The sequence below is a fragment of the Cohnella thermotolerans DSM 17683 genome (assembly GCF_000429825.1).
GTDB lineage: Bacteria > Bacillota > Bacilli > Paenibacillales > Paenibacillaceae > Cohnella > Cohnella thermotolerans.
The window spans coordinates 18,828-30,796 of sequence record NZ_AUCP01000013.1; the positions used below are offsets into that span (position 1 = coordinate 18,828).

An 11,969-nucleotide genomic window follows, 5' to 3' on the forward strand; every position below is an offset into this window, starting at 1 on the left:
TTAAACCGTTGAACTCATCCATTTCTCCATAATGAGGCCGGCCGTCTCTTCGATCGCTTTCTCCGTTACGTCGATGACCGGGCAGCCCAGTCTCGCCATCAGCCCGTCCGCGAACCGCAGCTCGGTCTCAATGCGATCCAGCGAAGCGTAATGCGCTTCGACCGGAAGTCCCAACGCGCGCAGCCTTTCCGTGCGGATTTTGAGCAAGCGTTCCGGCTTCATCGTCAAGCCGACGATCAGACGTTCGGCGGGGGCGAACAGTTCCTCCGGCGGCTGAACCTCCGGCGTAAGCGGATAATTGGCCGTTCGAATGCCTTTATGGGCAAGATAAATGCTAAGCGGGGTTTTGGAAGTGCGCGACACGCCGACTAATACGACTTGCGCGTGAAGAAGCCCTCTGGCGTCTTTGCCGTCGTCGTAGCGGACGGCAAACTCGACGGCTTCGATTTTGCGGAAATAGTGGTCGTCCATCTCGTGAAGAAGGCCCGGCTGATATTTGGGCGAATCGTTGAACGTATCGATTAAACGCCTGCATCATCGGCCCCATGACGTCAACAGCCTTCACCGAGGCGCGGATCGCTTCCTCGCGCATCGTCTCCCGAAGCTCCGGCTGTACGAGCGTGTAGGCGATAAATCCTCCGGTTGCGGATGCTTCGCGGATGAGCGCCTTGACTTCGTCCTCGTGCTTGATGCCGCCGTACCGTTTGATTTTGACGGTCTCGGTCGCGAATTGGCGCAAAGTTGCCCTTGCAACCGCTTCCGCCGTTTCCCCGACGGCGTCGGAGCATACATAAATGATTTTCTGACGGTCCGCCGACACGGCATCTCCCCCTACCCTGCTACAGATCCGAGGCCAACTCAACCATCGCCTGCGTAATATTGGTCTTCGTAATCCTTCCGATCACTTCCAGCCCCTTCGGATGGCCCTCGCCCGCCCGGGACCGGACGACCGGCAGGCTGTTCACCTGATGCTCCATCATCCGCCTGGCGGCTTCGAGTACCGTATCCTCCGGAGAGATCGTAACGAGCTGGGCGTGCTTCGTCATGACCATGCGAATCGGGATCGCGGCGGCGTTCGGATGGCCGAGGGTAAACTTCAGCAAATCTTTCGGCGACACCATGCCGATCAGCTTGTCTTGCTCGTCGGTGACGATCAGGCTTCCGACATTGTCGACGAACAGGCTGATGACCGCGTCGCCTACGGTCGCGTTGTCGCGGATGACGACGGGACGGCTCATTCTGTCCTTGACTTTCCACTGCATCAGCGCCGAGCGGACGGAACGTTCCGGCTTCAGCGCCTTGCCCGGAAAATAGCCGACCTTGGGTTTGGCGTCGATGTAGCCAAGCATAACGAGAACAGACAAGTCCGACCGGATGGTCGGACGGCTGATCCCGAGTGCTTCGGCTATTTGCTCTCCCGTAATGGGAGCGTTCTTGGTAATGACTTCGACGATTTCCAGTTGCCTGGGCGTAAGTTCGATACCCGCTCCCTCCTTAGGATTTCGGGTGTTGATCTCCTTGCGCGATGCGGCTTACGCCTTCGGCATCTTCTCCCAGTCTTTGAGGAAGCGTTCGATCCCGATATCGGTCAGCGGGTGCTTCCACAGCGAAGGCAGCAGCGATCCCGGAATGGTCGCAATGTGCGCACCGGCGAGCGCGGCTTGTTCGGTATGGCCGATCGAACGGATGCTGGCGGCGATGATTTCGGTCGGCAGGCCGTATTGGTCGAGCACTTGGCGAAGGTTGCGGACAAGCTGCATGCCGTCGACGCCGATGTCGTCCAGGCGGCCGACGAACGGGCTGATGAAGGTGGCGCCCGCTTTGGCGGCCATCAGGCCTTGCGCAACGCTGAAGATCAGCGTGACGTTCGTCTTGATGCCTTCCTTGGACAGGCGGTGGGTCGCTTCCAGGCCGGCTTCGGTGAGCGGCAGCTTGATGACGACGTTAGGCGCCCAGGTGGCGATGTCGTGCGCTTCCTTCAGCATGCCGTCGACGTCCAGGCTGATGACCTCGGCGCTGACGGGGCCTTCCACGATGCTGCAAATTTCTTGAATCACTTGCTTGAAGTCGCGGCCTTCCTTCGCGATCAGGGACGGATTCGTCGTGACGCCGTCCACCAACCCGAGTTTCACGATGCGTTTGATTTCTTCCACGTTGCCCGTATCCAGAAAAAACTTCATCTTTCTTTCAGCTCCCTAAAATGTGATTTCGTAAAGCTAAGTATGGTATATCATAATTTTAATTATGATACAATATATGATTAATTAGCATAACATATATAACGATTTAGCCGGTATCCAACGTCCTATCGCTTTAGGATTCCTTGCCGGGCGGCCAGGCATGCAATCCGTGCCGGAGGAACGCAAAAACCGGGCCGTTAAGCCCGGTTTTTGCGCATGCGGAGAAAGGCTGCGTAACGTTCGTTCCAAGGTTCGGCGCGGCCCGGTTCGTACACCTGGACGGGAAAAGAATCGGCCACGAGCCGGCGCGCCTCCTTCAGGCCGGCGCATCTTCCGAGCGCGATCAGCTGCAGCAGCATGTTGCCGATCGCGCTCGCTTCCACGGGGCCGGCGTAAACCGGGCGGCCGATCGCACCAGCGGTCAGGCGGCAGAGCAATTTGTTCTGGATGCCGCCGCCGACCATGTGGAGCGCGCCGAACGTCCGCCCGGTCACCTTCTCTGCGAGCTCCAGCGTTTGCCTGTATCGCAAAGCAAGACTCTCCAGAATGCAGCGCACGAATTCCGCCGGCTCGCGGGGTGCGGGCTGGCCGGTCTCCTCGCAATAGGCGCGCACCTTGCCCGTCATGCCGCCGGGCGCGTAGAAGCGGGCGTCGTCCGGATCGATCAGGCTGCGGAACGGTTCGGCTCTCTCGGCCGCTTCGGCCAGCTCCCCGAAAGAAGCGTGAATGCCGCGTTCCTCCCATTCTCCTTTGCATTCCTGCAAAATCCACAGTCCCATAATGTTTTTGAGCAGCTGATACGTGCCGCCCACGCCGCCCTCGTTAGAAAATTCCGCTTCCATCGCTTCCCGCGACAGCAGCGGCTCGGGCAGCTCCGTTCCGAGCAGCGACCACGTTCCGCAGACGAGATAAGCGAAGATTTCCTCCCTAGCCGGAACGGCCGCCACCGCGGATTCCGTATCGTGCGTCCCGACCGCAACGACCTGGACGGGCGGAACGGACAGTTCCTCGCATACGGCCGGCGTCAGCGGACCGATCGGCGTTCCCGGCTGCACCGGATCGAGGAACAGCCGGGTCGGAATGCCGAGCCGCTCCATGAGCGGCGCGTTCCATTGCTTGCTCGCCGGGTGAAGCAGTTGCGTCGTCGTCGCCATCGTATATTCGCAAGATCTCACGCCCGTGAGCAAATAGGCGAGCAAATCCGGCGTCAGCAGCAGCGTCTGCGCGATATCGAGCATGGGGGAAGAAGCTTTGCGCATCGCATACAGCTGATAGATCGTATTGAACGGCATCAGCTGAAGCCCACCCTGCCGGAACAGCTCTTCCCGGCCGATCCATCCGGCGACTTCCTCGATCAATCCGTCGGTTTGCGAATCCCGGTAATGGTAAGGATTGCCGAGCAGCTCGCCGTTCGCGTCCAGCAAGCCGAAATCGACGCCCCAGGTGTCGATTCCGAGCGTTGCCGGCGCGTAGCCTTCCTTGAACGCCTTGCGGATTCCTTGCTTGATCTCGTCCAGCAGCCGCAGCAAATCCCAATGCAAATGGCGGCCGACGCGGATGGCGCGGTTGGCGAAGCGGTGAATTTCCTTAACCTTCAGCGCTTCCCGTCCGTCGCCTCCGTCCGCCAGCTCCCCGATGAGCGCTCTCCCGCTGCTCGCCCCGAGATCGAAAGCGAGAACCGACGCGGCTCCGCCCTTCGCCATCGTTCTCTCCTCCCTGCCCCTATGCGGGAATCATTTCATTTTCTGCAGCAATTGAATCCGGTACGCTTCGCTCTCGAGGGAGGCGATCTCCCGGTGCTCCTCGTCCGTGAGCGCCTTCGGCTCGCGGATCGCACGGGCGATGAGGTATATCTTGGCGCTCTCTTCGACGACTTCCGTCCGGTAATACGCTTCGCGCAGGTTGCGGCCCGTCGTCACCAGACCGTGATTGCCCAGCAGGATCGTACTGTAGTCGTTCACCTCGGCCGCGACGGCGTCCGCCAGCTTGTCGGTCGTCGGCAGCACATAAGGCACGTACGTCGTCTTGCCGACAAGCGCCGCCTGATCGGGAAACATGACCGGCAGCGTTCGTTCGACGAGCGTAAAGGCGATGCAGTATGGCGGATGGGTATGCACGATCGCGCCGATCGCCGGATTGACGCGGTAAGCGTACAGATGCATAAGCACCTCCGAAGACGGCCGCAAGCCTTTGTCTTGTACGCTTCCGCTCTCAATGTCCACCTCGACCCATTGCTCCGGCTCGATCTCGTCGAGCGCGAAGCCGCTCGGGGACAAGTACATTTTCCCGTCAAGCCTTGCGCTGATGTTGCCTCCGGGTCCGACGACAAGCTTGTTGCTAACCGTCTTGCGCGCGTATTTGCACAACTCTTCGCGAATCGTCTGGCTCCCCATAAGTTTCTTTCCTCCAAACTCCTTATTTGTACAGCGGGCCGAAGTTGGCGCAAGCGCGGAAATCGGCGCTCTCGGCGTTATCGGTGCCGAACAGACCCCAGGCGCGCGGCCGGAAAATGCGTTCTTCCGCGACGTTATGCATGCTGACCGGAATGCGCAAAATGGAGGCGAGCGTAATCAGGTCGGCGCCTATATGGCCGTAGCTGATCGAACCGTGGTTCGCGCCCCAGTTGTCCATGACGTCGTACACGCTGCGGAACGCGCCTTTGCCGGTCAGAATCGGCGCGAACCACGTCGTCGGCCAGGTCGGATCGGTCCGCTTGTCGAGCTTGTCGTGCACATGCTGCGGGAGATCGACGGAATAGCCTTCCGCAATTTGCAGCACAGGCCCGATTCCCTTCACCAGATTGAGCCGGGACATCGTCATCGGCATGCCGCCGCGCGTCAGGAAGTCGGAAGAATAGCCGCCGCCGCGGAAATATTCGACCGAAGCCGGCCGCCACGAGGTGGCGTTCAGACACTTGGCCGCTTCCTCCTCGGTAATTTCCCAGAACGGCTTCATCGCCGGCTTTCCGTCCTTCGTCTGCTCGCCCGTTCCGTCAAGCGATGCCGAGCCGGAGTTGATGAGATGCAGAATGCCGCCGGCCGCCGCTCCGGACAACTCGTAACCCGCGACCCGCTTGACGGAAGCGGGACTCCAGTACGTGCGCACATCCGCGAAAATTTGCGCCGTATTCGTCAGCAGGTGGCCGAACAGCATGACGACGCCATTCAAGCTGTCGTTCTCTGTCGCCACAAGATAAGGCGCGCGAATGCCGTTCCAGTCGAACGACGAATTGAGGATCGCTTCGAGGAAGTCTCCGTTCGGAAAATGGTCCGTCCATTGACGCTGCCCCTGGAACCCGGACAAAATCGCGTTGTGCCCCATCGCCTCTTCCCCGAAGCCGAGCTCCGCCAGCCGCGGGTTGCCGACCATCAGGTCGCGGGCGATCATCGTCATTCGGACGACGGTCTCCCAATCCTTGTCCTTGCGTTCACGGGACGATTGCAGATGAGGCGGATTGTTGTCCGGGCCTTCGAGGCAGTGCTTCTTCACCCATGCAAGCGCTTTCTCGAATTCCGCGGCGTCGTAAATGTTTTCTTCCATCCGCCGAACGAATTCGGACATGTCGACATACTCCGTCCGCATTCCGAGATATTCCTGGAAGAAAGCGTCGTTCACAATCGAACCCGCGATCCCCATCGAGACGGAGCCCATGGACAAATACGATTTGCCGCGCATGTAAGCGGCTGCAAGACCGGCTCTGGCGAAGCCCAGCAGCTTGCCCTTCACATCCTCGGGAATCGTCGTGTCACCCGCATCCTGCACGTCTTCCCCGTAAATGCCGAACGCCGGCAGCCCCTTCTGGGCGTATCCGGACAACACGGCGGCCAGATAAACGGCTCCCGGACGCTCCGTTCCGTTGAAGCCCCAGACGGCCTTCGGAATCGTCGGATCCATGTCCATCGTCTCCGTGCCGTAGCACCAGCAAGGCGTGACGGTTATCGATACCCCGACGCCCGCCTTCGCGAATTTGTCCGCCGAAGCGGCCGCTTCCGCTACGCCGCCGATACAGCTGTCGGAGATGACGCATTCGACGGGCTGCCCGTTCGGATAGCGAAGGTGCTCCGAGAGCAGCGCGGCCACGGACTTGGCCATGTTCATCGTTTGTTCCTCGAGCGACTCGCGGACGCCCTTGCGCCTGCCGTCGATGGTCGGCCGGATGCCGATCCGGGGAAATCCGCCCTGCCAGCGATGGTGCATATCTGCCATAAAATGTTCCCTCCATGCGCAATGTTTATGTTACCGATAACTCTAAATTAGCAACGAATTCCCTTGCTGTCAATGCACCTTTTTTGTAAGATAAATGCATGAATGTCCAGAAGGAGCTCGTCCCATGGTAACGATTTACGATATTGCGGCGAAGGCCAACGTCTCCGCGATGACCGTATCGCGGGTTATCAATAACACCGGCCGAATCAGCGAGAAGACGCGGGCCAAAGTGAAGCGCGTCATGGAGGAACTGAACTACGTGCCGAACCAGATGGCGCGGAGCCTCGTCCTGCAGCGGACGAACCTGCTGTTCCTGCTGATTACCGACATTACGAACCCTTTCTATACGACGCTCGCGCGCGGCGCCGAAGATGCCGCCAAGAAGCACGGGTTTCGGCTTCTGTTCGGCAATAGCGACGAGAACTTGGACAAGGAGAACGAGTACCTGGATACGATTCTGAAGACACGGGTGGACGGGGTGCTGATCGCGCCGACCGGAGACGCCTCCCTTCCCCATCTTGAGACGCTTCGCAGGCACGCGGTGCCGTTCGTGCTGCTGGATCGCGAGGTGCCCGGCATGGAGAGCGACATCGTGCTGGGGGACGGCAAGGAAGGGGCGCGGCAATTGGTCAAGCATTTGACGGAGATGGGACACCGGCGCATCGCGCTCATCAACGGCTCCTTGACCGCCTCGACGGCCAGACAGCGGCTGGAAGGGTTCCGCGAAGCGATGAAGCTGAACGACCTGGCGTATTCGGACGACTACGTGCTGGAGACGAGCTTCGGTCCGCGCAGCGACCTGTCGGAGATCGAGGCGTGGCTGGACCGCATGACTCCCGCTCCGACGGCTATTATCGCCGGCAACAACGTGCTGGCGGTGGAAGTGATGCGCACGCTGCACGGACGCGGGCTGCGGGTGCCGGACGACCTGTCGATCGTCTGCTTCGACGAGCTGGCGTCTTACGCGGAGATCGATCCGTTCCTGACGGTGATCTCGCAGCAGGCTTACCAATTCGGCTATCTGGGCATGCAGATGCTGATCGAGCGGATTCAGGAAGGCGAAGCGGCCGGCCCGTGGAAAAAAATCGTGCTCCCTTCCGAGCTGCTCGTGCGCCGCTCGGTCAAAAACGTCGGTTAACGCGCTTTCGGCCGAGCGCGCAGTTCAGGGCTGGAACGATGAATTCTTCGGTTCTCAGACGCCTCTATTCGCGCTCGTAAGCCAAATGCCGTCTCCGAGCCTTTAAACCGCGCTATTTCCTTTTCTTCTCCACCAAATGCCGGTGCATTCCGGCACGATCGTCAGCCGTTCCTCCCGAATCCGGTCGCCGAGCTCGTCGCCGAAGAAATTCCGGCAGAGCGTCTCCGCCTGTTCCGGCGAATCGAACCGATAATCCGTACGGATCGCCCGATGGCGGAAGCCGTATTCTTCGGCCAGCGCCCGATAATAGGGCTGCAAATAATCGGGTCCGCTCGGCTCTTCGACGCCCGTGCCCAGCCTAAGGTTAGCTGACGATATACCCCAATTTCCTAAGCACCCGTTCGCTAAACGGGTTCAGCTCCGGAATGCGTTCGGTAAGCGAAAAGTACCGCAGCTCGAGCCCTTCGTCATCGTTGACGACCGGCACGCCGCGAACGCCTTCGGCTTCGAACACCGCCAAGACGTTATACACTTCGTCCCCGTGCGGGTATTTGTAGTACATGTCCTTCCCGGACAGAATCGAGATCAGCTTGAACGAATCCGCCGTTAAGCCGGCTTCTTCGTGCAGTTCCCGGGCTGCCGCTTCTTCCAACGATTCGCCCAATTCCAGCGAGCCTCCGATCGTTCCCCAATCGAAGGAGTCGGTGCGCCGTTGCAGCAGCAATTGCCCTTCCTCGTTGAATACGAGCACGCAGGCGCCCGCCATGATCAAAGGCCGCGAGCCGACGAATTTTCTTAAATCCATAATGTATCCCATCCTCAGGCACCTCGAACGGTTTATAGATGGACAGCTATCGCTTCCGAACGGAAAGGGTCGTCGTATCGGCGGAAACGTTAATCGCTCCTTCTTCTTTTGAAGACGGCGATAACGTCCCGAGATTGCCCCTGGGCAATGCTCGTATCGAAGCAGGTGACGAGCTCCCAACCTTCCGCTCCGTACGCATTCAGCCCCGCTTCGAAGTCCTCGGCGTCGACTTTGCCGCCCAGCCAGCCTCCGGTTTTATACGTTATCGTTTTGTACTCCCATCTCTCCATTGCGGCTCTACCCCCTTCTTCCCGCTTCCTTTCTCTCGCAATATGGACGGCATAACGACATTATACCTCATTTTCCCAAACTTACCATCCCGTAAGAACAAAAAAACAGCGGAGCCCCGTCGGGGCCGCTGCCTGTTCCGTCAATTTCGTTAAACGGCGGTCAATCCGCTTCGTCGGGTTCCGTCACATACGTGCATCTGAAGCGCTCGACGCCCGGAAACTTCTCTCCCAAACTCTCGATCGTAAAGCCGATGTTGCGGTAGAAATCGACGGCTTCCTCGTCGGTCTCCGCGACGATCGCTTCCGGCTGCTTCTCGGCCAGCAGCTCCAGCATCAACATCCTTCCGAACCCTTTGTTCCGTTCGTCCGGCGCGACGGCCAGATGCTTGACTTCAAGCACGCCCCGTTCGTTCATCCGCGAACCGACGATGCCGATCAGCCTCTCCCCTTCGGCTTCGTCCGTGAAATAGCCTTTGATCTCAAGCGAAGCTTCGTTCTTGTAGGAATCGATCGCTTGCGCGAGCTGTTCCGGATCCGGATAGACGGAATATCCGATCAATTCTTGGACCGCTGCATCGTCCAAATACGGTTTCAAATCGACAAGCACCAGTCATCTCTCCTAGCCGGTTTGGCATTATGACACATCTTCCCTATCCAGTATAGAGATTTCGCTCTGACGGTACAACCGCAGGAACGCGTCGACGACACGGGGATTCGAAGTGAAGCCCCCTCAGCCGCTCGACCTCGTCGACCGCTTCGGACGGAATCCAAGCCCTTCACCGGAACCGGCAAGGAAAAGGCCGGCATGCCGACCAAATGCATCGACCTGATGCCGAGCCCCATTACGACGGCGCCGAACCCGAGCCGCAGCTGCCGGCTTCTGCCTTAGGACGCGCCTATTTTGCCCCGAATCGTACGAACGGATAATACGATCATACGACAACTTCCGGCATTAGCCGAGATGTTCCAACAAAAAAATCCCCCGCCGGCAGCGGAGGAGCTCCTAGAATGACGCTTAGGAGATGAGTTCCTTCTTGAAGCGGGACAACGCAAACGGAGTCAAATCGTGCCGGGGCTTATGGCCTGCGATCAAGTCCGCCAAAATTTCACCGACGACGATGGAGAATTTAAAGCCGTGGCCGGAAAAGCCTCCCGCCAGCAAGACGTTGGGATACGCCGGATGCCGGTCGATAATGAAATGCTCGTCGGGCGTAATCTCATACTTGCATACCGCTCCCCGAAGCAGCCTGCCCGCGGCTTGCGGCAGAAACTTCCCCAACGCAGCGCGCAGATCGCCTTCGTCTTCCGGATACGCGCCGAACGGCTCCAACGCTTCGCCCGGCCTCCAAACCGCGCCGGTGTCGTGGCGTCCGATCTTGACGCCGGAGCCGCCGATGCTGGGAAAGCCGTAATAGCCTCCTTCGTCATCGGCCAACGTAAAGCCCGGAAAGACGCTGGTATCGTACAACGCTTCGTCCGCCTCGAACCAGGCGACCGCTTTGCGCACGGGGCGTATGGGCAGCTCGACGAACCGCTCGAGCGTCTTGAACCAGGCTCCCGCACTCAGAATGACTTGCTCCGCATGAAAAACTCCGTTGCTCGTGCGAATCGAGACATGATCCGGCGATACCTGGACGCTCTCCGCCTTCGTGTACGGCAAGATCGCCGCCCCGTGCTCCACCGCAAGCGCCCGGCATGCGCCGACGCAGCGCTCGCTGAACAGATAGCCGGCTTTCGGCTCATACAAGCCCCGATAGTGCTCCGGCAGCCGGATGCCCGGCCATCGGTAGGCGATGTCGGCCGCGCTCAGCAGCTCGACCGGCAGCTTGAACAGCGAGGCGTAGGCCAGCCGCTCCTCGAACGGATAGACATCGGGCGCACCCATGTTAAGTACGCCGGACGGTACGAGCAGCGTCGTGCCGGTCAGTTGCTCCAGCTCCTGCCACAGTGCGTGCGCCCGCAGCGCCATCGACACGTAAGTGGCATCGCCTCCGTAAGCGTGGCGGATAAGGCGCGGTTCCCCGTGATGGCTTCCTTCTTCGTGAGGCGGATCGAACGCGTCGATCAGCAGGACGGACATTCCCCGCTTGGCCAGATGGTATCCGGCGCTCATGCCCATCGAACCCGCGCCGACGACAATGACGTCATAGACCGTTCGGATGGTCGTCCCTCCCTTCGGACAATCGGATCAAAGCGGTTTCCGCCGCTTCGGCGAACAGCCTGGCGGCCGGCTCCAACGCGCTCTCGTTCACGTCGAAAGCGGGATGGTGCCATTCATGCGGCCCTGAGGTGCCGACGAAGACGAACGAACCCGGCAACTCGCGTTGGTAGAAAGCGAAGTCCTCCCCCGCCGGAGACGGTTCGGGCGTCACGGCTCGCAAGCCGACTTTATTAGCGGCATGAATCATTAATTCCGTTAAATGTTCATCGTTGCGTACGGCAGGCGGACCCGGATACCACCGGATGGCCGGCTTCGCTCCGAGGCCGGACGACACGCCCTCCACGACACGCTCGAATCGGCTCTTGATCTCCGAGCGAACGCGCTCGTCGAACGAACGAATCGTCCCTTCCAGAACGGCCTTCTCGGGAATGACGTTCCAGGTCGTGCCGCTATGAATGCGCGTTACGCTCACGACCGCGCTCTGCAGCGGTCCGACATTGCGGCTGACGATCGTCTGCAGCGCCGTTACGATATGGGCGGCGGCGACGATCGGGTCGATGCCCGCGTTCGGGACCGCCGCATGCGTTCCCACGCCTTCGACTTCGATCTTGAAGCCGTCCACAGCCGCCATGAGCGCCCCCGCCTTGACGCCGACCGTACCGACCGGCAAGTCCGGCTTGTTGTGCATGCCGAAAATCGCTTGCACGCCGCGCAGCGCCCCGCTCTCCAGAACGCGAAGAGCGCCTGTCCCTTTCTCCTCCGCCGGTTGAAAAAGGAGCCGGACCGTTCCCTTCAGCGATTCCTCCCTTCGCTTCAACAAATAGGCGGCTCCGATGATCGCCGCGGTGTGAAAATCGTGGCCGCAGGCGTGCATGCGGCCCGGAATCGTCGACGCATACGGCAATCCCGTCTCCTCCTGGATCGGCAGCGCGTCGATGTCCGCTCTCAGCGCGACGATCGGACCGTCCTCCCTTCCCTTCACTTCGGCGACCACCCCCGTCTTCAGCGGATATTCCGCGACGTCGATGCCCGCTTCCGCGAGCCACTCCCGGATCGCTTGCGTCGTTCGCATCTCTTCGTACGCGAGCTCCGGATATTGATGCAGACGCCTGCGGATGGCGACGAGCTTCTTCTGCAGCTCGCCCGTCCCGGCGGATATGGCGGCGATGTCTCCCACGATCGGATTCCT

The 11,969-nt window shown here is 60.0% G+C and carries 13 protein-coding genes and 1 pseudogene; 1 reads left to right on the top strand and 13 read right to left on the bottom strand.

What is annotated here, in order from left to right; genetic code table 11:
* The 6 genes and pseudogenes from G485_RS24940 to G485_RS0103700 form a co-directional block, all read right to left on the bottom strand.
* A pseudogene (locus tag G485_RS24940) lies at positions 1–820 on the bottom strand (pyruvate, water dikinase regulatory protein).
* A 19-nt stretch (positions 821–839) separates the two neighbouring features.
* Positions 840–1,514, bottom strand: coding sequence for a helix-turn-helix transcriptional regulator (locus G485_RS0103680; RefSeq protein ID WP_338027728.1), 675 nt, complete (start codon positions 1,512–1,514; stop codon positions 840–842).
* Between the two features lie 18 nt (positions 1,515–1,532).
* Positions 1,533–2,180, bottom strand: a complete 648-nt coding sequence (fsa, locus tag G485_RS0103685) for a fructose-6-phosphate aldolase (RefSeq protein ID WP_027091430.1) — start codon at positions 2,178–2,180, stop codon at positions 1,533–1,535.
* 197 nt (positions 2,181–2,377) lie between these two features.
* On the bottom strand, positions 2,378–3,883 hold the full coding sequence (locus tag G485_RS0103690) for a rhamnulokinase (RefSeq protein ID WP_027091431.1): 1,506 nt from the start codon (positions 3,881–3,883) through the stop codon (positions 2,378–2,380).
* 30 nt (positions 3,884–3,913) lie between these two features.
* Complete coding sequence (locus G485_RS0103695) at positions 3,914–4,573, bottom strand: class II aldolase/adducin family protein (RefSeq protein WP_027091432.1); 660 nt, start codon at positions 4,571–4,573, stop codon at positions 3,914–3,916.
* A 22-nt stretch (positions 4,574–4,595) separates the two neighbouring features.
* Entirely contained in the window at positions 4,596–6,386 is a 1,791-nt protein-coding gene (locus tag G485_RS0103700) for an L-fucose isomerase (protein WP_027091433.1), read from the bottom strand.
* A 124-nt stretch (positions 6,387–6,510) separates the two neighbouring features.
* Here G485_RS0103700 and G485_RS0103705 point away from each other — a divergent pair, with 124 nt between their 5' ends.
* Entirely contained in the window at positions 6,511–7,524 is a 1,014-nt protein-coding gene (locus tag G485_RS0103705) for a LacI family DNA-binding transcriptional regulator (RefSeq protein WP_027091434.1), read from the top strand.
* 102 nt (positions 7,525–7,626) lie between these two features.
* Here the strand turns inward: G485_RS0103705 and G485_RS0103710 are convergent, their stop codons facing one another.
* The 7 genes from G485_RS0103710 to G485_RS0103740 all read right to left on the bottom strand — a co-directional run bounded on the left by G485_RS0103710 (position 7,627) and on the right by G485_RS0103740 (position 11,948).
* Positions 7,627–7,842, bottom strand: a complete 216-nt coding sequence (locus G485_RS0103710; RefSeq protein ID WP_027091435.1) for a hypothetical protein — start codon at positions 7,840–7,842, stop codon at positions 7,627–7,629.
* A 46-nt stretch (positions 7,843–7,888) separates the two neighbouring features.
* A complete protein-coding gene (locus tag G485_RS0103715; RefSeq protein WP_240489052.1) occupies positions 7,889–8,329 on the bottom strand; it encodes an NUDIX hydrolase in 441 nt (146 codons plus the stop codon).
* An 89-nt stretch (positions 8,330–8,418) separates the two neighbouring features.
* A complete protein-coding gene (locus G485_RS0103720; RefSeq protein ID WP_027091437.1) occupies positions 8,419–8,619 on the bottom strand; it encodes a DUF4177 domain-containing protein in 201 nt (66 codons plus the stop codon).
* Positions 8,620–8,779: 160 nt separating this feature from the next.
* Positions 8,780–9,226, bottom strand: a complete 447-nt coding sequence (locus G485_RS0103725) for a GNAT family N-acetyltransferase (protein WP_027091438.1) — start codon at positions 9,224–9,226, stop codon at positions 8,780–8,782.
* Positions 9,211–9,462 (bottom strand): MHYT domain-containing protein, encoded by a 252-nt coding sequence (locus G485_RS31410; protein ID WP_420805720.1) that lies wholly within the window; start codon positions 9,460–9,462, stop codon positions 9,211–9,213. The genes G485_RS0103725 and G485_RS31410 overlap by 16 nt, the downstream gene beginning before the upstream one ends.
* Positions 9,463–9,634: 172 nt before the next feature.
* On the bottom strand, positions 9,635–10,780 hold the full coding sequence (gene solA / locus G485_RS0103735) for an N-methyl-L-tryptophan oxidase (protein ID WP_035154599.1): 1,146 nt from the start codon (positions 10,778–10,780) through the stop codon (positions 9,635–9,637).
* Complete coding sequence (locus tag G485_RS0103740; protein ID WP_420805721.1) at positions 10,764–11,948, bottom strand: M20 peptidase aminoacylase family protein; 1,185 nt, start codon at positions 11,946–11,948, stop codon at positions 10,764–10,766. Before G485_RS0103740 ends, solA begins: the two co-directional genes overlap by 17 nt.
* Positions 11,949–11,969 lie beyond the last annotated feature (21 nt).